Genomic DNA, 23,507 nt, shown 5'->3' with positions numbered 1-23,507 from the left:
TGAAAGACGAAGCTAAAGAAGAGGGACCATCTAAGGCTAAAGGTAAGAGGGGTAAGAAGGGTAAGGGAGAGTAATTTCTCCCGATCTTAGCTTATTATTCTATAAGCCTAGCGCTTGCGGCGATTGCAAGGGTTAGGCAGCAAGTATATAGATTTAGGCGGAGCTATGGAAGTGTGCAAGATTTCAATTCGCATCTTGCGTAATTAGCTTGTGATCAACCATACTGTAGATTTAGAAGTTTACAGTTCGATTTAAACTTGCGGATGCGATTTTATTTTATGGTACGGCGAGTCGATATTTTTTGGAATTTTAAGGTGTAAATTCTTGATTTCTCATAAATTTTAATCTCACTGCTTTTAAGCAGAACTAAAATTACCTTAAAGACCGCCTAACTACAGCAAGGTATCGGCAAATCGATTACCGGCGCGTTTCAGATAATGCCTAGAAATCGTGTAGGCTAAAGTCAAGCCATAAGAAATCATAGCGGTTTAGGGCGGCAATTTTGCAGAAGCGGCAGTGGGTTTATCTGATCAAAGTGTATAGCGTAGTGCGAGAGTGGCGCTTAAAAAGACCACAAGAGATAGGTTTAGGGCAAATTTTACCCTATTTAAATGCTAGTATTATCACGCCTGTGCCGATGAGTGCTAGCGCAAGCCATTCGCGAAGACTCGGGCGCTCGCCTAAAAAGATCACGGCGATGATCACAACGAGTACTACGCTTAGTTTATCGATCGGTGCTACTTGATAGGCTTTGCCGATTTGTAGGGCTTTGAAATACGCTAGCCACGATGCACCCGTAGCCAGCCCGCTTAGTATCAAAAATACCCAGTTGCGAGGGGTTAGGCTCGATAACGGCTGCCAGGCTTTAGCGTAGCGCAAGAATATGGCGAGACATAGGGCGATGATGATCGTGCGGATAAAAGTTGCGAAGTGAGAGTTGATGCCTTCAAGCCCGATTTTTGCAAATATCGCAGTCAGCGCCGCAAAGAGTGCTGATGCAAGCTAGCCAGGTAAAAGAAGCTAAAGTTCTACCGTGTTTGATTTAGACGCGACTACCAAGTCTCGCTCGCGATTACTGCTAAATTCTGCCTCACTTATATAGAAAAATCGCCAAAAGCGCATTCTCGCTTCGCCTAACGCTAAGAGAGATCTGTTTAAATTCCACTTCAATGCTCCTCAAAAACAAATGCCAGCGACGCAAGCGCATCCATAGTCGTTTAAATTCCACTCCGATGCCTCTCAAAAAAGCAAACTTTAAGCCCAAACCTACTACTCTAAAAGTTCAAATTTTACGAATTAAGGAGACTGAATGAAAAATTTCATATTTTCCGCACTTTTGGCTCTTGGCATCGCAGGCTGCGCCGTAAGCACCGCTCCGACGCCTGCAGGCAACTTACGCTCGCTCAAATCCGAGATCGTAAACTACACTCGCCAAAGCTCCACAGCTTACGTATATACGTTTAAAGACCTATCCAGCGGCGAGCTATACACCGCTCGCGCAAGCAAATATTATGCGGCTGCGGGAGATACTGCCTACATAAGTACCACCTCAGGCGCTATCACCGATATGCGAATCATCTCGCGCAAGGCAGGTTCCGTTGCTCCGCGCGCTTATGATATCGGTAAAATCGAGACCAAACAAATGCATAAAAACGACGCTATTGCTGTACCGGAGAGCGAAAATATCAGCTTTTAATCCTACGCGATTTTTAGATGCTCCACCCTTTAAGGTAAGCGAGCCTGCTTTTACTTTGTGAAACGTTTTTGTGTTTGCTCTATACTCTTATGAAGGCAATAGTTTCTGTTCTTAATCATGGCGGACTTGCGCGATTTGCTTATGCTTTAAAGTCCGCTGATTCTTTACGCGATTGCCTGCATAAATTTTATATTTTATAAGTTGTGGAATTTTATATTTCACAGAATTCTGCGCTGCGCGTCTTGCTTCTATGGCTCGGTTAGCGTTTTATATCCACTTGCTTTCGCGCTTAAATTCCTTGCTGCATAGTGCCATTTTGTCCGCAAAATTCTATATTATAGAAATACAGCTAGCGCTAGAATTTTGATTGCGAAATTCTTATAAATTTTCTTTCTCGCAGTTTTTCGCGTACTGCTCGTTTTCAGTGCCGTATTCTCCGCTGATAAGATGCCGCGTAGATTTCTAAAACCCACGCTTTGCGAATTTCGTATCTTGAAATTTCATTCATAAAATTTCACATCGTAAAATTTTATGAAATTTCTCCCGCATGAAAGAGGTGTTGCCGTCTGTTTACCGCAGCCTGATATAATCCACACATCGAAATTAGAACTCCTTTCAATAATCGGCGAGGCCTGTGTGGGTCTCGCTTTTTTTATACCCGTTAAATTTGGGTTTTCGGTAAATACTCGGTAACAATTTGGTAAAATTTTAGTATTTTTCAGCCTATTTTAAGCATATAATTTGTCATTTTGTGCTACTATTGCGCTTACAAACTTTTAAAGGAGTTCAAAATGAAACTAGTTAAACTTAGTTTAGCGGCAGCAGTCGCTGCAGGTGCTCTTGCTATGAGTGCAAGTGCTGTTCCGTTAGAGGAAGCTATCAAAGATGTGGATCTAAACGGATACGCTCGTATGAGATATACCCACGATCACAGAAAGAATCAAAGAGATAGCAATAGGGGTGTTTGGCAGTTTAAATCGGAAGTAGATTTTAAAGCTAAAATCGACGATAACTTCTTTGGTGTAGTAGGGGTTAGATTTATGGATGAAGATCATGGCGAATCCGCTTCTTCTTCGAATAGCCAATATCATGGTTTATATGGCTCAAGAAGAGAAGATCTAGATTCCGATTTCGATATCGCTAAAGCTTACTTAGGATACACTGTGGGCGGTACTACAATCGCAGTCGGTCGCCAAGGCATAGGCTCGTTCTTTACTGATGATATGTATGGAGACGGTGTTAAGATTACTAGTACCGATATCGAGGGCTTGACAATTAGCGGCTTTTGGATGGATTCTTTAGAGAATGATGGAGATATTTCAAGCCTTGATTGGGGGGCAGCGGTAGATAATAAACTAACTACTGATCATAATCTATACGGTATAGGATTTATGGGCTCATACGATCCGGTATCTTTCCAGCTATGGTATAATGCTCTAGAGGACGTAACACAGCTTTTCGCTGCAGAACTAGCTCTAAACTTTGATATCTCTGATGATTTTAATCTTGGCGTAAAAGGTCAGTATGCATTCTCTGATTTTGACGGTGATTATAAAGATGCGGGTGCTAGTGATGCAGATTTCTGGGCTGCAGAAGCTAATGCTGGTTTCTTTGGCGTTGATTTAGCTGCAGGTTATTTAAAATTTGAACCTGATGATAAAGATAAAGTTTCTTTTGTATCTTTTGAAGATCAAGGCTCTTTCATCAGCCCAGGTGAAGAGTTACTAGATTATAGAAGCTTTACTGGCGAGAACCACTATTGGTATGTAGTAGCAGGCTATACTATCCCCGATACTGGTATCAGAATCGGTGCCGATTACCTAGATGGTAAAGCAGATGGTGATAATGCATACGAAGTAGTAGGTAGAATTTCTTATAAATATAATGAAAAGCTAAGCTTCAAAACTTGGTATTCTCACTATAAGATTGACGATGCTGCTGGCGGTCTTGATGAGAAAAAAGATCGCATAAGATTTGAGGCTAAATACAGCTTCTAATTATTTACCTTATACGGGTAAAATTAGGGCGAAGCTTTTGCTTCGCCCTTTTTAAATTCTAAATCAAGGTTTTCTATGAAAATTTTTAAAATTTCTTTTTTAGCATGTTTTTTTGCCTTTAATTTAAATGCTGCAGATAAAGCAGGCGATGATACGTATGTATTCGAAGCCAAAGGTGAGTTTGCCAAAGAGCTAAAATCCCTGATCGAAAAGCATTCTAAAGATGAAAATGTAACCGTAAATATCTACAAAAATACCCCTAATGCCAAAGGCAACATTATCAGCGGAGGCACAAAAATAAATCGTAACATCAACTATATCAAAGAAAAAGGTAAGGTAATCTACGATGCCAACTGTGCTTCTTGCCACGGCTCAGAAGGACAGAAGCGCGCCTATGGCAGCTCTCGTAAGCTAAAAGATCTAAGCGCGAAGGAGATTGCAATCGCGATCTCAAGCTACACCTCCGACGGGCAATATGGCAAAAAGATGAAGTATATTATGCAGCCTATCGCTGCCAAAACCACCGCTGAAGAAGTTGGCTATATCATCGGCTATCTAAAAGGCGACGATGAATTCTTATATGATAGCCCATCTCGCGCTAGTGGTAATACCGATATCTCCACTGCCCCTAGTGAGCAGGGCTCGTATCTAAAATAGGGGGTATGCTATGAAAGTGGCAGTAGTTTTAGCTAACGGATTTGAGGAGCTCGAGGCGATAAGTATCATTGATATTTTAAGACGCGCGGATATTGATGCTCTAGCCGTGGGCTTAGAGAAAAAATGCGTCCGCGGTACGCACGGCATCGAGCTTGTGGCGGATGAAATTTTGGATGATATTAAGGTGTCTGAATTTTCTATGATAGTTTTACCGGGAGGCTTGCCCGGTGCGGAGAATTTAGCCAAAAGCGCGACGCTCGGTAAGATTCTACGTGACTTTGATGCAAATAATACAAAAATTGGCGCAATATGTGCTGCTCCGTGGGCGCTAGCTACCGCGGGTGTGCTAAAAAGCTCTTACACTTGTTATCCAGGCTTTGAAAATCAGATCGCCCACCTAGGCTATACGAATTCGGCGAATGTCGTAAAAGATCAAAATATAATGACTTCGAAAGGTCCCGCTACTGCGATGGAATTCGCACTGCAAATCGTCCGCGAGCTAAAAGGCGAGCAGGTTTATTCCAAGCTAAAATCCGATTTGCTTTTTAAATAAAATTTCAAGTAGGAACCGATTCCAGCGCGCTTTATTTTGTCACTTATAAAACGAGGTATGCTGATTTTGGCGCACCTGAGAACTACAAATTTTATCTTATTCTGCACGTATAAAATAGCCACAATATTTATTCTGAGTATCTGCAAACGACAAATGAAATTCTCACAACCCAAATTCTAAATCGAAAAACGCAAAAGGTTTTATGGGCAACAGATGAAATTTTATTGGGGTAGTTGCTATCTAAACCAAGCTTTACCGTCATAGCGGTGTGGAGCGCGAGCATGAAATATTTTAGGCGTATCCTCAAGAGGGCATCGCTGAGCTGAATAAATTTTAGTGCGGCATCTTCGCGATGCACTCGCTAGCTGAAGCTGAACAGATCGCGCAAAACGTGCTAAACAAGGGTATCGGCGTGATCAAAAACGATAAGATCGCGCTGGATATAAATTTGATCAAATAGCGACGTCAATGTGTCAAGAGGCAAAACGGCGCAGTTTTTGAAGGTTTTGTCGGTAAAGCTCAGATTTATCGGGAAGAATATAAGCTTGTAGTGCGAGACAAAAGCGTTATGTAGAATTCTTAAAAAAGGATAAAATTTAGCGCTTCTTTAAAATATCGTCGTTTAAAAATGTCGCGCTGCTTTGTATTGTTTTGATAACGCGGTCTTTAGAATTTTGCGTTTTGTCGGGTACGGGTCTGTGTGCGATCAAATTTACGCGCCCGATTTTCGCCGTGAAATAAAAAATCCCCAGTATCGTCGCGTTTAGAAACACTCCAAAATATATCCGTTCTAATCCCCATATCCCTATGCTGGCGGCATGAATGGGCACAAAAATTATCGCGATTAAGACCGGATAATAATCCGAAATTTTATTTTTGGCAAGGATTACGGTCGTAACGATGGCGTATGCGATGAGCGTAAAAGGAGAGATAAGCAAGAGTGCAAAAAGCGCGTTTATGCGCTGATAATCTTCGTGCCCGATTAAGACGCAAAAGCTACAAAACGCGAGCGTTATGAGAAAAAATAAAGGTAAAATCCACCGCGTTTTCACGTCGCGCCCTTTAAGCAGCGATAAAAAGAGCAGATGAGAGCCTAGCGCAATACAATAATAATCAAATATAACCGACGAGCTTAAAAACGTGAGCGGTATGCCGAGCAGTGCACCCGGCCCGTCAAAATATATCCCACTAAACATGAGCCACGTGATAAAGAGTATAAAAGCATATTTAAGACCCGCATAAGTGGCGCAAACACAGATACCAACAAGGATAAATCGTATAAATTTGCTCATTTGCCTTTTTCCTCAATTTAGGTAATTATAGCAAACCGCGACAAACGAACGGCGCAAAATTTTAAATTTAGCCGTGTGCTCGCCGAATCCACTGCCGATCGCGAGCTCGTGCGCGCTCGAAGTACGCCCAATGTTTTCGCATTATTTCATCCTCGCCCGCGCCGCAAGATAAAATTCATAAATTCTAAATTCGTTTTGCGTTATCATTGCGCTAAATTTAAAATTTTACGCAAAGGGGATCATATGAAAAATACGGCATTCATCACGGGCGCTACGAGCGGCTTTGGCGAGGCGATCGCTAGGGCGCTTAGCGCGCAGGGCTATAAGATCATAGCACTCGGGCGGCGCAAAGAGCGGCTGCAAAAGCTAGCCGGCGAGCTAGGCAACACGCACATTATCGCCGCGGATATTCGCGATAAAGCTGCGGTGTTTGATGCCGTAAGCGCGCTGCCTGAAAATTTCAAAGATGTCGAGGTGCTCGTAAATAACGCGGGTCTTGCGCTCGGGCTTGAGGGGATCGCGCAGACGCCCGTAGAGGATTTGGAGACGATGGTCGATACGAATATCAAAGGCGTGCTGTATTCGACCAAGGCGGTGCTGCCGCTGATGATCGCGCGCGGTAGCGGCTATATCTTCAATCTCGGCTCGACTGCGGGCGCGTGGCCCTATCCGGGTAGCCACGTTTACGGCGCGAGCAAGGCGTTTATCAAGCAGTTTAGCCGCAATATCCGCAACGACCTGCGCGGCACGGGCATCCGCGTGACGGAGATCGCTCCTGGAATCTGCAAGAGCGAGTTTAGCGAGGTGCGCTTTAAAGGCGATGTAGCGCGCGCCGCGGCCGTGTATGAGGGAGTCGATGCGATCCTACCAGAGGATATCGCGCAGATCGTGCTAAACTGCCTAGCGATGCCGCACCGAGTAAATATCAACGTCGTAGAGGCGATGGCGACGCAGCAGAGCTGGGCTGGGCTTTTTATCGAAAAGCATTAAATTTTAAGGCGAGAAAATGAAAAAAATTCTATTACTAATGTTTTTATCGGTTGCCGCATTTGCGGTGGATGATGCGACCAGGCAGCATAACGCCGAGCTTTTCGGCATCTGGACGCTGGTACCGCCCGTCGTGGCGATCGCGCTTGCCTTTATCACCAAAGAGGTGATTTTATCGCTTTTCATCGGCGTTTTTAGCGGCACTTATATGCTCGCCGTCGTGGGTGATAATCCAATCTCCGCGCTTGTGGGCAGCTTTACTGATCTGGTCGCGCGCGTGGTGGGCTCGATGGCTAGCAAAGGCAACGCGGGCGTGCTTTTGCAGGTGCTTTGTATCGGCGGCGTGGTCGCGCTGATTAGCAGGACGGGCGGCACGAAAGCCGTGGCGCTTTGGATTAGCAAGCGCGCTAAAACGGGTATCTCGGCGCAAATTTCGACGTGGGTTATGGGTCTTTTCGTATTTTTCGACGACTACGCAAATGCCCTGATCGTAGGCCCCGTCATGCGGCCGATCACCGATAAATTTAGAGTTAGCCGCGAAAAGCTCGCCTTCATCATCGACGCTACCGCCGCACCGATTGCGGGTATCGCGCTAATTTCTACCTGGGTAGGTCTCGAAGTCTCTCTGATAAGAGCGGGATATGATCAGATCGGCGTGCAAAACGTAAACGCCTTCTCGATCTTCGTGCAAACCATGCCGTATCGCTTCTACAATCTTTTCATGCTCGCTTTCGTAGTTTACGTGGCGTTCATGCGCAGGGATTTCGGGCCGATGCTCTCTGCCGAAAGGCGCGCAGCGAGCGGCGAAATCCACTCTAAAAATTCTAACATCGCCGAGCTAGAAGATAAAACGCTAGAGCCCAAAGAGGGGATCAAGCCGCAGGCTTCAAACGCCGTTATCCCGCTTATAGTGCTAATCTGCGGCGCATTTGCGAGCTTTTATTTTAGCGGGCTAAGCAAGCTGCAAGGCGATGCTCTCGCAGCCGCAAAAGCCGCTCCGCTAAGCTTTGCAACGCTTCAGGCGACCTTCGGCAACGCAAACTCGTCGGTCGCGCTTTTTCAAGCGGCGCTTCTTGCTACGGTCGTGTCTATATTTATGAGCGTTTACCGCAAAATTTTTGACGTCAGAGAGGCGATCTCTACGTGGATCAAGGGGTGGAAGACGATGATCGTTACGATCGTGATCTTGCTGCTTGCCTGGTCGCTCAGCTCTGTCATCAAAGAGCTCGGCACCTCGCGCTATCTGGTCGATATGCTAAGTCAAAACACGCCGAAATTCTTGCTTCCGGTAGCGATTTTTGTGCTGGGTTCGTTCATTAGCTTTTCGACGGGCACGAGTTACGGCACGATGGGAATTTTAATGCCGCTTGCCATACCTTTGGCAAACGCCGTGGGGCTACACTACGGGCTTTCGGGCGACGCGCTTCACGCCTATATGATCGTAAATATCTCGGGCGTGCTAACCGGCGCGATTTTCGGCGATCACTGCTCGCCGATTTCGGATACCACGATCCTTTCGTCGATGGGCGCAGGCTGCGATCATATCGAGCACGTAAAGACGCAGATGCCTTACGCTCTATCCGTCGGCGCGGTCGCCGTGGTGGCGGGCTATCTGCCCGTAGCGCTAGGACTTAGCGTCTGGATCGCGCTACCGATGGGATTTGCCGTTACGTGGGCTCTCGTGCGATTTGCAGGCAAAAAGATAGAGGAGTAGCTCTGTAAATTTTTAAATTTCGCTTTTGCCTTCCGCTTCCGAATTCCGCAGCGATGCGGAATTCTGCTGGGCGAAATTCTAATCTGGCTCGCGGAATTTCACTCTGTAAAATTCCGTCGCGCAAGTAAAATTTTAAAACGAAATTTCAAAAAGCGCGGGCAAATTTTAAAAGCTAAATTTAACTAGCCGCGTTAAAACGGCGCGGCCGCACGCAATTTAAAATTTTTAAAGTAAACGGATAGTAAAATACCGATAAATTTCAAATAAGGAGAATGAAATGAAAAATCCCAAAATGTTCCTCTGGGGGGGGTGTTAGCTGCTTTATTAGTTGGTTGCGGTGACGATACCGAGGTAAAGACCAAGGAATATTACGATATTCATCTAAATGAGGCTAAAGAGGTTTACGCAAAGTGTGATTTCAATACTTTAAAAGACGGAAGCAACTCATATAAAAATTGCTTGAACGCCAAAACTGTCGTAGAGGAAAAGGGTATGGCGTATTCGGTCAAGTATTATATGGAACACTTGGACGAAGCTAAGGCTATCATAGAAAAATATAAAGAGAAAGAGCCGGCAGATAAAAATAGCGTTGAGTATAGTAATTTGATGAATGCAAAAGAGGCTAATGGCAATATGAAATTAAGGGGCTTTTTGGAAAATCAAGCACGATAAATTATTTTGGTATCAGCCTAAGATCAAAACCGCTCCTCTCTTACGGTATTAATACATTTTAATTCACTCTGCGCGGCGCTGAATTTTGCAGTATAAATCTCGCCTCCGAAATGATACGGCGCAAAATCTTGCTTTACGGATTTTGGAATTTCAAATTTAAAGCCTGCGGGCTTGGCTATCACAGAAAAGATTTATGGGCTGCGCGGCGCCTTAGAATTTAATCATTTTAAAATTTACGCCGTGCGCCTAGTCTAAATTTCTCTCGGCGGCGGTTTGCGCGGTGCACTAAATTTTAACCTCTCTCGCGCACTTTATCCGCGCTCTAGTCTAAATTTAAAATTTCAAATCTACGGCGATAATTCGTGCGGCGAGGTATCTCCTCACATACGGCAATCTCGGTTTACGCTATATAATTTAAAGGAGTAGCAATGACGGTGTCTTGCCCCGTCAAATTTTAATTTTCGCGCGCCGGGTGGTAGCGAGACACCATTGCTCGCACGCCGTTGCGAAGCCGCTTCTAAATCGCCGAGCCGAGTTAAATTTTCGCACGGCGAAATTTTAAGTCTGCGCTGCGATTTATAGCGCATCAAAATTTTAACTTTCACGGCACAATCTGCGATGCGCTAGAATTTTAATTTGCGTGGTGCGATCCGCGATGTGATAAAATTTCAATCCGCGCTGCGGCGCATAGGCGCGCTGCCTAGCTAATCCCTCGCATCGCATCAAGCCGTTTTAAAAATAGTTCCACCTTGCGCAGCTGCGCCGCATCTAGCGCCCTACCCGAGCAAAAATATTCCACGCTGTTGCCGTTTGGATAATTCACTCGCGAAATGCCCGTTCCTTCGCCTCTCGGCTTAAATTCCAAGGACAAATCCGCGCCGCCTCGAGAATAAAGCTTGAGCTGCGAATTCGCATCTACGGCGCGCGGCGACATGCGGCGTTTGTCTTCGCCGCACTGCTCTACGTCGTGCGCATCGCCTGCCGACCCTCCGCCGCTCTTGCCGCACTCTTCTGCATTATTTTTGCCGACATAGCTTTCGTTGCCCCCTCCTGCGTCCTGCTCGCTGCGAGCGCTTTTATCGACCCCCTCGTCTTGCTTGCTCTTACCCTTTATGCTCTGTCCGCCGCCCGCGCCTCGCCCTTGTGCCTCAAATTTACCGACTTGCGCCAATGAATTCGTATCGAATTCTAAGCCACCGCCTGCGTTAAATTTAGTCGCCTGCGCCGAATAATCCTCGCCGCGCGCAAGCTTTAGCCCTCCGCCCAGCTCGCTTGCAAGGCGATTTAGCGTGCCGTCGATGCCGTCGATGATGCGCACGTGCGGCGGCAAAATTTCGCGCAAAACGTCCTTGAAATAGTTAAAATGCGTGCAACCAAGCACGAGCGAACCGAGGCGCTTAAGTTCAAATTTAGCCAGTTCCTCCCGCAGATAGGTCCGAACCGTGGGCGAGTCAAACTCTAAATCCTGCGCAAACTCCACGAGGCTAGGCAGCGGTAGGTTCCACGTCTCGCACTCCAGTCGCCCCACGAGGCGAGCGAGCTTCTCACCCGCGATCGTTAGCGGCGTGGCGATGAGCAGCGTCGGGCGCGCGCCGAAGCTGTCCGCAGCGAGCTTGACGGCGGGCTCCATACCGATGACGGGCACGCTAAATGCGCCGCGAAGCTCCGAGATAGCCGCACTCGTGGCGGTATTGCAAGCAACGACGACCCCGTTCGCGCCGTGCGCGACCAAAAACCCGACCGCATCGAGGCTCAGCCGCACGATCTCGGCCCTACTTTTTGTGCCGTAGGGGACGTGATCCTCGTCGGCAAAATACAAAAACTCCGCCCCGCTAAACCGCTGCAGAGCCTCGGCGAGCACGCTCAGCCCGCCGATACCCGAGTCAAAAAACGCTATTTTCAAATCTTTGTCCAAGGTTAAATTTCGAAAAAGGGATTATAGCCCAATTCGGGTAAAATTTAAATTTTGAGCGGCTTTAGCGGCTCTGTAGCCGTTAAATTCTCGCCGCCTTTTTAAAATTCGCGATAAATTTAATTAATTTTTTAGGGGGGGGGGGTAGAATTAGCCAAATTTTACCCGGAAAGGATACTAAATGAAAAAATCGCTATTTGCGTTGGCGCTCGCCGCTTGCTTTGCGTTAGGAGCGTCCGAGCTTGAGATGCTAGAAAAAGAGTGCAATGACGGCAATATGAAATCTTGCGCCGAGGCAGGATTGCAATGTAAGGATAACGCAAAAAAGCTAAAACTATTTGAAAAAGCTTGTAACGGCGGAAATAAGCTCGGTTGTCTCGGAGCCTCGGGCGTAATGATGCAAGAAGATCCAAAAAAAGCCGTCGAGTATTTTGAAAAAAAATGCGACTCTGGAGACGCTCTTGATTGCGCATTATTAGGGGCCATGTATAAGGACGGAGACGGAGTCGAAAAAGATATATCAAAAGCGGTAATTTATTATGACAAAGCTTGCGACAGAGGAAATGGACTAGCATGCGCTATGTTGGCAGAGATGTACGGCAATGGAGATGGCGTTAAAATGGATGCGGTAAGACAGCAGGTTTATTATAAAAAAGGTTGCGACATAGCAGGCGAATTACTGAATTGCTACAATTTTGCGGTTTTTAACCATTACGTCGAAAAAGATAAAAGTAAAGCTGCGCAGTATTACAAGAAAGCTTGTGATTCAGGCAAAAATAGCTCTTATCTTGACCTTCCTAATATGACGGAATTGAAGGATACTTGGCAAAAATCCTGCGATATGTATGAGCTACTAAAATAGCGCGCCGAGTTACAACCGGTACAATATATGTCGGCCGCGCCTTAAAATTCGGCTGCATATAAAGGCGTTTAAATTTAAAATGTAAGCAAATTTAAAGCGACGATAAAATTTTAAATAGTCGGGTGATATGCGGCAGAATTTAACGTAAATTTACACGGATCCTGCACAGATTTTGGCGCGAGCAAAGCGTTAAAATAAAGAGGCAGATTTGTCATAAGCAAATGCGTGCCAAAAGCGTGGATTGGTACGCAGCAAAATTTTAAGTTAGAATTTATGAAATCTTATGCGCTTCGCCTCTGCACGGATCGGACGAAATGTAGAATTGCAAGGTTGGAATTTACGCAGTCGCGCGTATAAAGCTTCACGCCAATTTTTTGATGTGGAATTTAGAATTTTAAAATTCCTAGAGCTTCGAATCTGGCGCTGAGCCTTGAAATATCGTAGCGATAGAATTTTAAAATTTGCCGCCGCATCGCTTTAAAAATCTTGCTTGAAAATTTTAATTATGCAGCGTAAAATTTTTCATTTCTGCCGCGACACTGCGTTTTTCTATAAAAATTTTGCTCTTTTGCTCTGGTGCTGTGTTTTCGTCGTAGAATTTCGCGACTTTTTACGGCGCAGAATTTTTAGCGCGAAGTTCCTCATTATTTTTGCTTGTTAAAATTTAAGCGATAAATCCCACGATGTTAAATTTGCACGGCATAAGGCTCTTATCGCTGGCGCCACTTTAAAGCGAAATGAGATAAATTCTACATGGCGCAAAAGGCGCCCGATTAGGCTTTGCGGCGTCCTTGCATACTGCGCAAAAGTGCGATCTCCTCCGCCCAGAGGCTATCGTCGATCGTTTCTAAAATCAGCGGGATCTCGTCGATGTTCGGGTCGTTCATGATGTTTTCAAACGCCGCGAGCCCCAAAAATCCGCGCCCGAGGCTCTCGTGCCGATCTTTGCGCACGCCAAGCTCGTTTTTCGTGTCGTTTAGGTGCATGCCGCTTAAAAATTTATAGCCGATCGCGCGGTCAAACTCGCTCATCGTGCGCTCATAGGCCTGTGGGCTGCGGAGGTCGTATCCTGCGGCGAACGCGTGACAGGTATCGATACAGACGCCGATGCGATCTTTGTTTGAAATTTTGCCGATCACGTAAGCGAGCTGAGCGAAATCATAGCCGAGATTGGAGCCCTGGCCCGCGGTATTTTCGAGCACGAGCTTGACGCCACTGGTGTTTGCGATGGCGAAATTTAGCGCCCCTGCGATATTATCCAGGCACACTTGAGCTGAAATTTCATTTAGATGCGAGCCCGGATGAAAGTTCAAAAGCTTAAGCCCGAGCGCCTCGCAGCGGCGGATCTCGTCCATGAAGGCGTTTAGGGACTTCTCGCGCTCCGCCTCGCGCGGATGGCCCAAATTTATGAGGTAGCTGTCGTGCACCAAGACATGCTCCGCGCGGATGCCGCTTTGCCTCAGCGCGTCCTTAAATGCGGCGATCTCCTCTGCACTAAGCGGCGGCGCATCCCATCTGCGTTGATTTTTGACGAACATCGCAAACGCGTCCGCCCCGATCTTTGCGGCGTTTAACGGCGCGTTAGAAGCCCCGCCGCTAGCGCTCACGTGCGCTCCGATCCGCTTCATTTTACCTCCTAAATTTTATTTTACGCCGCGTACGGCAAAATTTCATAAACCCGAGCCGTGCGCGGATTTTTTAAATTTAAATGCGCGCTTTTTCTTTCGCACATACGCGCTGCTTAGTAAATTTCGCCGCGAAGAGCCTGTGCAGAACATCAATAAAACCGCGCCGTTTGCACAAGCTGAAAACTACCCCACCGAGTAATGGAATTTTGACCGCTCGCGCCGTGTTTTGAAGCGGCGACCGAAGCGCATTATTTCCGCGCACTTACAGACATCTCACCGCGCGTTTTATTCGTTCGCGATTTGCTCGCGCCGCCCTGCGGAGTAATATATCTTGCGTGCTGTAAATGCCTGCCGCGTGAAATTTTACTGCAGCTCGCGGATTTTGATCTTTACGCCGCGTTTTGCGTCGGCGAAGCTTATTGATCTTCCGCCGCCGTCCTTGCCGCGGCAAACTTTATAATCGATAGAGCCATCTTGCAGGCTTTGCGCGAGGCAATGGCGCTCGCCCGTGTCGCTACCGCCAAAGATCGGTTTGCCGTCTAGGATTTCGCCCAGAAGTCCGCGGTAGTGCTCGGCACCGAAGAATTTTTTATTGAAAACGAGCTCGTCGTCGCACGCGCCGTTCATGCAAATTTTATCGCCTTTTAAAACCAGGCTCAGCACGCTGATGCCGCTTGCGTAAATTTGAACCTCGGTTTGGTTCTTAAATTTACGCATAAAGCCCGCGTCGCTGGTGCGAGTAAGCGGCGAAATGACGGTGAAATTTACAGCTTGCGTGGAAGCGGGCTTGAGTGCGGTGGTAGCGCAGCCTGCGAGCAGAAGCGAAAGTGCAAGCGGCGCCAGAAAAGAGCATTTCATAAATAATCCTTAATTTAAGTTGGGTTTAAGTGCGTCTTGAGTAGAATACCGCCTTTAATCTTAATATCAGATTAAGTGGCCCCTTCGTCTAACGGTTAGGACATCGCCCTTTCACGGCGGTAAAACGAGTTCGAATCTCGTAGGGGTCACCACTTCTAGTTTTAAAATTTTTTGACACAAATCTTAGTTTTTGTAAAATTCTAAAATTTTATCTAACTGCTAAATTTCAAAATTATGCGCTTTTGCTGCCTCCTGCGCTACAAAATTCCAAGACTGCAATAAAAATTCTACCTGATAATTTTAAAATTTATCCCCGCCGAATTTACGTAATAAATTTTATGCGGACATATGGAACTTAATGAAATAAAACTCGCAAATTTAGCTCTTTCTAAAAAAAATTCGCTAAATTTATTGAATGCAAAATTTTAAAGAATATGTAAATGAAATTCTAAAAAATCATCCTGGCGAGCGCGTCACGAGCTTTAGTTTCGAGGGTGAGAAATACTGGCTAAAGCAGCCGGAGTTGCGCATCCGCGGTGGATTGCTTACGAAAATATTCAAAGCAAATCCGAAAGCCGCTTTCGATTACGAAGCGCTAAAATGCGAGAGCCTGTACGCAGCCGGCGCGCCTGTGCCGCAGCCGGTGCTGCGAAACGAGAACTTTTTCGTACTCAAAGACGGCGGCACGCCGGTGGACGAGGTGCTAAAAAGCTCGGATGAGGCGGCTTGCGTGGCGCTCATTCAGGGCTACGCTGCGGCGTTAGCACAGCTGCATTCGCGCGGCTTCATACACGGTAGGCCCGCGCTGCGCGACGTTTTAGTAAAAAACGGCGAGATGAAATTTATAGATTTTGAAAATCGCGGCGAGCGCGGTGATCTGCAAAAAGCCAAAATGCGAGATTTTTTGCTGTTTGTCTATGATCTTTGTCGCGAAGGTCTGAGCGAAGGTTTGGTGCGCGTAGGCATCCACGCCTACGCCTCAAGCGGCGAGCAGGACGTAGTGCGAAGTGCGTGGGCTACGGTACTTGCACTGCGTCCGATATATTTTATCGCCAGGCTCTTGCCGCAAAAATTTAAAGATCTAAACGCGCTCGTGCGCACGTTTGAGCTCTGCCTAAAAATAATTGAGGAAAACGATGGTCAAACAAAGTAAATTCGCCAAATTTAAGCTGGTGATTATACTCGCCTATATGTCCGCTCTGGCGCCACTTTCGACCGATATGTATCTGCCCGCGCTGGAAAAGGTAAAGGCAAGCTTTGCTACGAGCGAGTTTTACACTCAGCTATCGGTTGCGAGTTTTTTCATCGCTTTTGCGCTAGGACAGCTCGTTTATGGGCCGCTAAGCGATAAATTTGGTCGTAAAAAGCCGTTATATGCGGGCATTTTGCTTTTTATATGTGCGTCGCTTGCTTGCGTGAGCTTTGATAGCGTTTACGCGTTTATATTTTTTAGATTTTTGCAAGCTTTGGGTGGGTGCGCTGGAGTGGTACTTGCGCGAGCCGTAATTAATGATAAATTCGAACTGCACGAGGCTGCGGCGATGTTTGCGCTGATGATGGTCGTAGGCTCGCTAGCGCCGATGCTAGCACCAACTCTAGGTGGATTTGTGCTAGATTTTTTCTCATGGCAAGCGATTTTTGCGATTTTGTTTGCGCTTGGAATTTTGCTTTTTGCATTTATATTTTTCGGACTCGACGAGAGCGCTCAGATAGACAGGACTGCTACACTTAGCGTAAAAGGCGTGCTTGGCGAATACGGCATAATCTTGCGAAATAAAGAATTTATGCGCTATACGCTAGGATTTGCGGTTGCGATGAGCGCACTTTTTGCTTATATCACGGGCTCTAGCTTCATATTTTTGGGCTATTATGGGCTGGGCGAGCATGCCTTTGGCGTAATATTTGGCATAAACGCTCTTGGAATGACTCTTGTTTCGGCACTAAATGCCAAACTCGTGCAAAATCGCGAACCCGCCGCTTTATTAAATTTCGGTCTAATAGCGATGCTCGTGATGAGCCTGATTCTGCTCGCATGCTCTATGCTTGGCCTTCCCTTCATCTGCTTTGAGGCTTCGCTTTTCGTATTGCTTTCATCGCTCGGCTTTGTCGCGCCTAACGCCACGACGCTTGCGATGGCGCTGTATAAGGACGGCAACTCTGGCGCAGCTTCGGCGGTACTGGGGACTGCGCAGTTTGCTATTGCCGGGGCTATTTCGTTTATCGTGGGTGCAGTGGGAGCGAATAAGCCGTTTTTGCTCGCAAGTGTGATGGCGATTTGTGCTCTTTGTGCGAACGCCGTGTATTTTTTATTGCGAGAAAAGAATCAAAAATTTTAATTTTAATATTTTTTAAATTTATCGTTAAGGATTGATTAGCTAAAATTAGCTCTCGTTCTTTCAGTGTAAGAAAGACAATTCGGTAAAAAAGGAAACAAGCCAATGAGCGATATTATCGCATATAAACTTAACGGTGAAATTTACGATACTCAAAGTATCGGCGAGCGCGCAAGTGAGGCGCAGCCGATATATTTCGATAACTCCGAGGACGCGCTAAAGGTGATCCGCCACTCCTGTGCGCACCTTTTGGCGCAGGCGGTGCGCGAGCTCTATCCGAGCGCTAAATTTTTCGTAGGACCGGCGATTGAGGATGGGTTTTACTATGATATGCGCGTTAGCAAAAATGGCGGCGAGAAGCTCGGCGAAGAGGATTTAAAGGTGATCGAAAAAAAGATGCGCGCGCTTGCCGAGGCAAATTTAGAGATTAAAAAGATAGCTTCCACTAAAGAGGCGGTCGCAAAAAAATATGCAAACGACGATCTTAAGCAGGAAGTTTTAAAGCGCATCCCCGACGGCCCGGTTAGCCTGTACGCACAGGGCGAGTTTGAGGACATCTGCCGCGGCCCGCACGTGCAAAATACGAAATTTTTGAAAAATTTTGCCCTTACGCGCATTGCGGGAGCGTATCTCGGCGGCGATGAAAAGCGCGAGATGTTAACTCGCATCTACGGCGTCGTATTTGCCGACAAAGATAGCCTTAAAAAGCACCTTACGATGTTAGAAGAAGCCAAGAAGCGCGATCACCGAAAGCTCGGAGCCGAGATGAAATTTTTCACCTTTGACGAGCAGATCGGCGCGGGACTTCCGATCTGGCTTCCTGCGGGCACGAGGATGCGCATAAAGCTCGAGGAGCGCCTTTATAGGCAGCTTCGCAAGCGCGGCTACGAGCCGGTGCGCGGTCCTGAAATTTTAAAATCCGACGCGTGGAAGATCAGCGGGCATTACAGCAACTACAAAGAAAATATGTATTTTACGACGATCGAGGAGCAAGAATACGGCATCAAGCCGATGAACTGCGTCGGTCACATCAAGGTTTATCAAAGCGAGATCCGCTCATATCGCGATCTGCCGCTTAAATTTTGCGAGTACGGCGTCGTGCACCGCCATGAAAAAAGCGGCGTATTGCACGGACTTTTCCGCGTGCGCGAGTTTACGCAGGACGACGCGCATCTGTTTGTGATGCCGAGCCAGATCAAAGAAAACGTCTATGAAATTTTAGATTTCGTCGAGCTTTTAATGAAAGCTTTCGGCTTTGAATACGAGCTTGAAATTTCGACCAAACCGCAAAAGGCGGTCGGCGACGACGAGGTTTGGGATATCGCGACGAAAGCCTTAAAAGACGCGCTTGACGAAAAAGGCTTAAAATACGGCTTAGACGAGGGCGGCGGCGCTTTTTACGGACCTAAGATCGATATCAAAATCACCGACGCGCTCGGTCGAAAATGGCAGTGCGGCACGGTGCAGGTCGATTTTAACCTGCCTGCGCGCTTCGAGCTTGGCTACATCGACGAAAATAATGAAAAAAAGCAGCCCGTGATGCTGCATCGCGCGATTTTGGGAAGTTTCGAGCGCTTCGTGGGGATTTTGCTCGAGCACACCGCGGGCGAACTTCCGTTTTGGATCTGTCCTACGCAGGTATCGATCGTGCCGATCGGCGAGGCGCACGCAGACTACGCGAAAGAAATTTTAAATTTGCTGCGCGAAGCAGACATTGACGGCGAAATTTTAGATAAAAACGAGACGTTAAATAAACGAATCAGAACGGCTGAAAAGCAGAAGGTGCCGCTCATCATCGTCCTAGGCGATAATGAAGTTTCGGCTCGCAGCGTGGCCTTGCGCGATCGCAGGGCGCGCGAACAGCGAAATTTAAGACTGGATGAGTTTTTAAATTTCGTAAAAGCTAAATTAAACGAGGTGAATTTTTGAGCAGAGAAAAAGAGGTTTTTCTAAACGAGGACATTCCGGCTAGCGAAGTCAGGTGCATAGGCGACAACGGCGAGGTTTACGGCATAATTTCAAAGGCGCAGGCGCTGCAAATCGCCGAGCGAGAGGGTGTGGATCTGGTTTTGATAGCGCCCGATGCAAAGCCGCCCGTTTGCAAGGTCATGAACTACAGCAAATTTCGCTATCAGCAGGAAAAAAAGCTCAAAGAGGCGAAAAAAAAGCAAAAAATCATCGAGGTCAAAGAGATCAAGCTGTCCGCCAAAATCGCTCAAAACGACATTAATTACAAAGTAAAACACGCGAAAGAATTCCTTAGTAGCGGCAAGCACGTCAAGCTTCGCGTATTTTTAAAAGGGCGCGAGATGTCGAGCCCGGAAATCGGCGTAAATTTGCTCAATAAAATTTGGGACGAATTTTTTGCAGAAGTTGCCGACCGCGATAAGGCGCCTGCGCTGGAGGGCCGCTACGTAAATATGCTGATCACGCCGAAAAAGGCGTAGCGTAAATTCAGCTATGCTATAAAAATCGCAGCGATAAAATAGTGGAATTTAAAATTCCACTATTTTAAGTTTGCTCCTGGTTAAAGAATATTACATTAGAAATAAAAGGTGAGGGAGTTTAAAATTTATCTAATCGTTATTCTTATCTAAGTTTTATTTTGATAAAATTAAAGACAAATAAATTCTCTCTACGACGACTTGCTATAAAGGAAGTAAACAAAGGAAATGAATATATGAAGGTTTTAATTTTAGCTGGCGGCTTTGGCACTAGGCTTGCCGAAGAAACTAGCATCAGACCTAAGCCAATGGTTGAGATTGGTGGCAGACCGATATTATGGCATATTATGAAAATTTATAGCCACTATGGCTTTAATGAATTTGTGGTGCTTCTTGGGTATAAAGGCTATTATATAAAAGAATATTTTGCAAACTATTTCCTGCATAGAAGCGACGTAACGATTGATATCAAAAATAATAATATGAAGATTCATAAAACTTTAAGCGAAGATTGGAAAGTTACTTTGATTGACACCGGGCTAGATACTATGACTGGCGGTAGAATCAAGCGCGCGCAGGAGTATGTGGGGGATGAGAGTTTTATGCTTACTTACGGTGACGGCGTTAGCGATGTGAACATAGATGAATTGGTAAAATTTCATAAGTCTCATGGTAAATCTGCCACCATGACGGCGGTTCAGCCGGAAGGTAGATTCGGTGCTTTAGATATTAATAATTCAAGCTTAATTACATCTTTTTTTGAAAAACCTAAAGGTGACGGAAATTGGATAAATGCCGGTTTTTTTGTGTGTGAGCCTAAAGTTTTTGATTATATTGCTGATGGTGATGCGATGGTGTTTGAACAGGCTCCACTTTCAAATTTAGCTAAAGACGGCGAGCTTTGCGCCTTCAAACACTGTGGCTTTTGGAAGCCGATGGACGCTTTGCGCGATAAGCAAGTGCTAGAAAAGCTATGGGATAGTGGCAATGCCCCTTGGAAAAAGTGGTAGTTTATGAACAGTGTGGTAGCAACACAAGAAGTACAAAATTTATATTCCGGGATTTATAAGGGCAAAACCATTTTGCTTACCGGACATACCGGCTTTAAGGGCTCGTGGCTTAGTCTGTGGCTGGAGCGCATGGGTGCGAAAGTGATAGGCTATTCGCTTCCGGCGCCTACAGAGCCAAATCATATAGGACTTTTAAATTTAAATATCGTCCAGATAATGGGCGACATACGGGATCTTGCTAAATTAAACGAAGTCTTTGCAGCTTATAAACCAGACATTGTATTTCACTTTGCCGCTCAGGCGCTCGTACGCCCATCTTATGCCGATCCTATCACAACCTACGAAACCAATGTCATCGGCACATTAAAAGTCCTTGAAGCTTGTAGAAAAGCAGGCGTTCGCGCGATCGTAAATATCACAAGTGATAAGGCTTATGAAAATAAAGAATGGGTTTGGGGATATCGCGAGAGCGATCCTATGGGCGGATATGATCCATATAGTTCGTCGAAAGGCTGCGCGGATCTTCTGGCTAGTTCATATCGAAACTCCTTTTTTAATGAAAAAGATTACGGCGCAAAGCATCAAACGCTGCTTGCTACGTGTCGCGCAGGTAACGTTATAGGCGGTGGAGACTGGGCGCAAGACAGATTGATTTGCGATGTTATGCGCGCAGCAGCTAAAAATGAAGCGGTAACGATCCGCAATCCGCATGCGACACGCCCTTGGCAGCACGTGCTCGAGCCGCTTGGCGGATATTTGCTCGTGGGGCAAAAGTTGCTTGAAGGGCGAAAGGAGTTCGGCAGCGCATGGAATTTCGGACCTAGTGACGATGGTGCGATTAGAGTGCTTGATGTATTGAAAAGCGCCAAGCGATATTGGGATAAGATAGAATTTGAAATCAGCTCCGACGCGGATCAGCCGCATGAGGCAAATTTATTGAAGCTTGATTGCTCTAAAGCGCGTGCGCTGCTTGGCTGGAAGCCCGTTTGGGACAGCGAAACGGCATTTGAAAAAACTGTAAAATGGTATAAAAATTTCTACGAAAACGGCACAATCGATACCGAGCAAAATTTAAACGACTACGTAAAAGAGATGATGCGATGATAAAAGTTAGCGATTTTATAGCAAAATTTATAGCCGAACACGAAGATACCGCAAAGACCGTATTTATGGTCTCGGGTGGCGGCAATATGCACCTGATAGATTCGCTTGGCAAAAATGAAAATTTAGAGTATGTCTGCAATCATCATGAACAGGCTTGCGCGATAGCTGCAGAGGGCTATGCACGCGTCTCAAATAAGATCGGTATCGCGTATGTTACCACAGGCCCTGGCGGGACGAACGCGATTACTGGCGTTTACGGTGCCTGGGTGGATTCGATCCCTACTATGATCATATCGGGGCAGGTGAAATTTCAAACGACCATTGCTTCGCAACCCAAGCTAAATTTGCGTCAGCTCGGCGATCAAGAGGTTAATATCATTGATATTGTAAGACCTATCACAAAATACGCCGTAATGATAACGGATAAAAATAGCATAAAATTTCATCTGCAAAAAGCTATTTATGAGGCTAAGCACGGCAGACCCGGACCCGTATGGCTGGATGTGCCGCTAGACATACAAGGCGCGATGGTGGACGAAGCAGATCTGATAGAATTTGAAATCCCCGAAGCGCCGAAGTTTGACACAAAAATCCCGCAGGTTTTAGATGCGTTAAAAGCTGCTAAACGCCCCGTTATCATTGTAGGTAACGGCGTAACGCTTGCCGACGCTAACGAAGAATTTCTAAAACTAATCGAAATTTTAAAAATCCCCGTTATCGGTACTTTCGCTAGATACGATATCGTTAGAAATGACCACGAGCTGTTTTTTGGCAGATATGGCACTATCGGCAATAGGGCGGCAAATTTTGTCGTGCAAAATTCCGATCTCATCATCGCCGTAGGCGCTAGATTAAATATCCGTGCAGTTAGCTATAACTGGGAATTCTTCGGCAGAGAAGCAAAAAAAATTTTGGTCGATATCGACGAAAACGAACTAAACAAAAAAACAATTGCTGCAGATATTAAGATTAAATCCGATGCGAAGGCCTTTGTATCGGATTTACGATCTGCACTGAAAAACAAACCGGATTTTGAATCTTGGCTTGAAATTTGCAAAAATTATAGAAAAAATTATCCTACGATCGAGCCTTTTAGGCAGGTGGTGCAGGGTTGTGTAGATTCGTATAATTTTTTTGATATTCTATCAAGCGATAAGCCCGATTTAGTTTATGTTTTTGGCAACGGCACGGCGTGTGTTTCGTCATATCAGAGCTTGAAACTATATAAAAATCAAAAAGTCGTAGTCAATTCCGGCTGCGCTTCGATGGGATATGATCTACCTGCCGCAATCGGTGCGTGTTTTGCAAACGGCAAGGGCAATACTATATGCGTCACTGGAGAGGGCAGCTTGCAGATGAATATTCAAGAGCTTCAGACCATAATTCATCATAGGCTTCCAATCAAAATTTTTGTGCTGAATAATGCAGGTTATATTTCTATTAGAAATACTCAAAATAACTTTTTCAAAGGACACAAGGTAGGCTCGGATAAAGACAGCGGCGTGAGCTTTCCCGATATCGTAAAATTAGCAGAGGTCTATGGCTTTGAAGCTTGCAGGATAGAAAATCAACTAAATTTAAAAAGGGAGTTGGAGAAAATTCTATCCAAACCCGGTGCGGTAGTTTGCGAAATAATGCTCTCGCCTACTGAAAAAATGGAGCCAAAATTATCATCTGAGATAAAGCCTGATGGCAAAATGATCTCAAAGCCGCTTGAAGATATGTTTCCGTTTTTGCCGCGAGAGGAATTTTATAAAAATATGATAGTAAGGCCGGTGGAGGAATAAT

The 23,507-nt window shown here is 45.9% G+C and carries 19 protein-coding genes, 1 tRNA gene and 1 pseudogene; 16 read left to right on the top strand and 5 right to left on the bottom strand.

Annotated elements, in window-relative coordinates; genetic code table 11:
* Positions 1-603 precede the first annotated feature (603 nt).
* A pseudogene (locus QZ367_RS09690) lies at positions 604-1,042 on the bottom strand (EamA family transporter).
* Between the two features lie 267 nt (positions 1,043-1,309).
* Here QZ367_RS09690 and QZ367_RS09685 point away from each other — a divergent pair.
* The 4 genes from QZ367_RS09685 to QZ367_RS09670 all read left to right on the top strand — a co-directional run bounded on the left by QZ367_RS09685 (position 1,310) and on the right by QZ367_RS09670 (position 4,903).
* Entirely contained in the window at positions 1,310-1,696 is a 387-nt protein-coding gene (locus tag QZ367_RS09685) for a hypothetical protein (RefSeq protein WP_291940142.1), read from the top strand.
* A gap of 791 nt (positions 1,697-2,487) precedes the next feature.
* Positions 2,488-3,693 carry an OprD family outer membrane porin gene (locus QZ367_RS09680; protein WP_291940140.1) on the top strand — a complete coding sequence of 402 codons (1,206 nt, stop codon included), beginning with the start codon at positions 2,488-2,490 and terminating at the stop codon, positions 3,691-3,693.
* Between the two features lie 75 nt (positions 3,694-3,768).
* Positions 3,769-4,350: a cytochrome c gene (locus QZ367_RS09675; RefSeq protein WP_291940138.1), complete on the top strand. Its 582-nt coding sequence runs from the start codon at positions 3,769-3,771 to the stop codon at positions 4,348-4,350.
* 10 nt (positions 4,351-4,360) lie between these two features.
* A complete protein-coding gene (locus QZ367_RS09670) occupies positions 4,361-4,903 on the top strand; it encodes a DJ-1 family glyoxalase III (RefSeq protein ID WP_291940136.1) in 543 nt (180 codons plus the stop codon).
* A gap of 596 nt (positions 4,904-5,499) precedes the next feature.
* Here QZ367_RS09670 and QZ367_RS09665 read toward each other — a convergent pair.
* Positions 5,500-6,195, bottom strand: coding sequence for a hypothetical protein (locus tag QZ367_RS09665; RefSeq protein WP_291940134.1), 696 nt, complete (start codon positions 6,193-6,195; stop codon positions 5,500-5,502).
* 243 nt (positions 6,196-6,438) lie between these two features.
* Here QZ367_RS09665 and QZ367_RS09660 point away from each other — a divergent pair, with 243 nt between their 5' ends.
* The 3 genes from QZ367_RS09660 (at position 6,439) to QZ367_RS09650 (ending at position 9,568) form a co-directional block, all read left to right on the top strand.
* Positions 6,439-7,185: an SDR family NAD(P)-dependent oxidoreductase gene (locus tag QZ367_RS09660; RefSeq protein WP_291940132.1), complete on the top strand. Its 747-nt coding sequence runs from the start codon at positions 6,439-6,441 to the stop codon at positions 7,183-7,185.
* Between the two features lie 16 nt (positions 7,186-7,201).
* On the top strand, positions 7,202-8,896 hold the full coding sequence (locus QZ367_RS09655; protein ID WP_291940130.1) for a Na+/H+ antiporter NhaC family protein: 1,695 nt from the start codon (positions 7,202-7,204) through the stop codon (positions 8,894-8,896).
* Positions 8,897-9,205: 309 nt separating this feature from the next.
* Positions 9,206-9,568 carry an EexN family lipoprotein gene (locus QZ367_RS09650; RefSeq protein WP_291940128.1) on the top strand — a complete coding sequence of 121 codons (363 nt, stop codon included), beginning with the start codon at positions 9,206-9,208 and terminating at the stop codon, positions 9,566-9,568.
* Between the two features lie 700 nt (positions 9,569-10,268).
* Here QZ367_RS09650 and murI read toward each other — a convergent pair.
* On the bottom strand, positions 10,269-11,471 hold the full coding sequence (gene murI / locus QZ367_RS09645; RefSeq protein ID WP_291940126.1) for a glutamate racemase: 1,203 nt from the start codon (positions 11,469-11,471) through the stop codon (positions 10,269-10,271).
* 190 nt (positions 11,472-11,661) lie between these two features.
* Here murI and QZ367_RS09640 point away from each other — a divergent pair, with 190 nt between their 5' ends.
* On the top strand, positions 11,662-12,342 hold the full coding sequence (locus tag QZ367_RS09640) for a tetratricopeptide repeat protein (protein ID WP_291940124.1): 681 nt from the start codon (positions 11,662-11,664) through the stop codon (positions 12,340-12,342).
* A 773-nt stretch (positions 12,343-13,115) separates the two neighbouring features.
* On the opposite strand, the gene nfo is transcribed toward QZ367_RS09640, so the two are convergent.
* Positions 13,116-13,970, bottom strand: coding sequence for a deoxyribonuclease IV (gene nfo, locus QZ367_RS09635; RefSeq protein ID WP_291940122.1), 855 nt, complete (start codon positions 13,968-13,970; stop codon positions 13,116-13,118).
* Between the two features lie 363 nt (positions 13,971-14,333).
* Positions 14,334-14,828 (bottom strand): hypothetical protein, encoded by a 495-nt coding sequence (locus QZ367_RS09630; RefSeq protein WP_291940120.1) that lies wholly within the window; start codon positions 14,826-14,828, stop codon positions 14,334-14,336.
* Between the two features lie 77 nt (positions 14,829-14,905).
* Between QZ367_RS09630 and QZ367_RS09625 the strand changes: the two genes are divergently transcribed.
* The 8 genes from QZ367_RS09625 (at position 14,906) to QZ367_RS09590 (ending at position 23,506) form a co-directional block, all read left to right on the top strand.
* Positions 14,906-14,980, top strand: a tRNA-Glu gene (locus QZ367_RS09625).
* A 263-nt stretch (positions 14,981-15,243) separates the two neighbouring features.
* Entirely contained in the window at positions 15,244-15,981 is a 738-nt protein-coding gene (locus QZ367_RS09620; protein WP_291940118.1) for a spore coat protein, read from the top strand.
* Positions 15,965-17,164, top strand: a complete 1,200-nt coding sequence (locus QZ367_RS09615) for a multidrug effflux MFS transporter (protein ID WP_291940116.1) — start codon at positions 15,965-15,967, stop codon at positions 17,162-17,164. The genes QZ367_RS09620 and QZ367_RS09615 overlap by 17 nt, the downstream gene beginning before the upstream one ends.
* Before the next feature lie 102 nt (positions 17,165-17,266).
* Complete coding sequence (gene thrS, locus QZ367_RS09610; RefSeq protein WP_291940114.1) at positions 17,267-19,090, top strand: threonine--tRNA ligase; 1,824 nt, start codon at positions 17,267-17,269, stop codon at positions 19,088-19,090.
* On the top strand, positions 19,087-19,608 hold the full coding sequence (infC, locus tag QZ367_RS09605; protein WP_005871062.1) for a translation initiation factor IF-3: 522 nt from the start codon (positions 19,087-19,089) through the stop codon (positions 19,606-19,608). Before thrS ends, infC begins: the two co-directional genes overlap by 4 nt.
* 233 nt (positions 19,609-19,841) lie before the next feature.
* On the top strand, positions 19,842-20,615 hold the full coding sequence (rfbF, locus tag QZ367_RS09600; protein WP_291940111.1) for a glucose-1-phosphate cytidylyltransferase: 774 nt from the start codon (positions 19,842-19,844) through the stop codon (positions 20,613-20,615).
* Positions 20,616-20,618: 3 nt separating this feature from the next.
* Positions 20,619-21,719, top strand: a complete 1,101-nt coding sequence (gene rfbG, locus QZ367_RS09595) for a CDP-glucose 4,6-dehydratase (protein WP_291940108.1) — start codon at positions 20,619-20,621, stop codon at positions 21,717-21,719.
* Positions 21,716-23,506, top strand: a complete 1,791-nt coding sequence (locus tag QZ367_RS09590) for a thiamine pyrophosphate-binding protein (RefSeq protein ID WP_291940107.1) — start codon at positions 21,716-21,718, stop codon at positions 23,504-23,506. Before rfbG ends, QZ367_RS09590 begins: the two co-directional genes overlap by 4 nt.
* Position 23,507: the final 1 nt, after the last annotated feature.

It is taken from the genome of Campylobacter sp. (genome assembly GCF_019423325.1).
Lineage (GTDB): Bacteria > Campylobacterota > Campylobacteria > Campylobacterales > Campylobacteraceae > Campylobacter_B.
This window is presented reverse-complemented; position numbering and strand designations above follow the sequence as displayed.

Bases quoted from the DNA above. Each gene is read 5' to 3' on its own strand.
- QZ367_RS09620 (WP_291940118.1), top strand. From the start codon at position 15,244: ATGCAAAATTTTAAAGAATATGTAAATGAAATTCTAAAAAATCATCCT.
- QZ367_RS09655 (WP_291940130.1), top strand. From the start codon at position 7,202: ATGAAAAAAATTCTATTACTAATGTTTTTATCGGTTGCCGCATTTGCG.
- QZ367_RS09665 (WP_291940134.1), bottom strand. From the start codon at position 6,195: ATGAGCAAATTTATACGATTTATCCTTGTTGGTATCTGTGTTTGCGCC.
- QZ367_RS09630 (WP_291940120.1), bottom strand. From the start codon at position 14,828: ATGAAATGCTCTTTTCTGGCGCCGCTTGCACTTTCGCTTCTGCTCGCA.
- nfo (WP_291940122.1), bottom strand. From the start codon at position 13,970: ATGAAGCGGATCGGAGCGCACGTGAGCGCTAGCGGCGGGGCTTCTAAC.
- QZ367_RS09670 (WP_291940136.1), top strand. From the start codon at position 4,361: ATGAAAGTGGCAGTAGTTTTAGCTAACGGATTTGAGGAGCTCGAGGCG.
- QZ367_RS09685 (WP_291940142.1), top strand. From the start codon at position 1,310: ATGAAAAATTTCATATTTTCCGCACTTTTGGCTCTTGGCATCGCAGGC.
- QZ367_RS09660 (WP_291940132.1), top strand. From the start codon at position 6,439: ATGAAAAATACGGCATTCATCACGGGCGCTACGAGCGGCTTTGGCGAG.
- QZ367_RS09680 (WP_291940140.1), top strand. From the start codon at position 2,488: ATGAAACTAGTTAAACTTAGTTTAGCGGCAGCAGTCGCTGCAGGTGCT.
- QZ367_RS09590 (WP_291940107.1), top strand. From the start codon at position 21,716: ATGATAAAAGTTAGCGATTTTATAGCAAAATTTATAGCCGAACACGAA.
- rfbF (WP_291940111.1), top strand. From the start codon at position 19,842: ATGAAGGTTTTAATTTTAGCTGGCGGCTTTGGCACTAGGCTTGCCGAA.
- QZ367_RS09615 (WP_291940116.1), top strand. From the start codon at position 15,965: ATGGTCAAACAAAGTAAATTCGCCAAATTTAAGCTGGTGATTATACTC.
- QZ367_RS09640 (WP_291940124.1), top strand. From the start codon at position 11,662: ATGAAAAAATCGCTATTTGCGTTGGCGCTCGCCGCTTGCTTTGCGTTA.
- rfbG (WP_291940108.1), top strand. From the start codon at position 20,619: ATGAACAGTGTGGTAGCAACACAAGAAGTACAAAATTTATATTCCGGG.
- thrS (WP_291940114.1), top strand. From the start codon at position 17,267: ATGAGCGATATTATCGCATATAAACTTAACGGTGAAATTTACGATACT.
- QZ367_RS09675 (WP_291940138.1), top strand. From the start codon at position 3,769: ATGAAAATTTTTAAAATTTCTTTTTTAGCATGTTTTTTTGCCTTTAAT.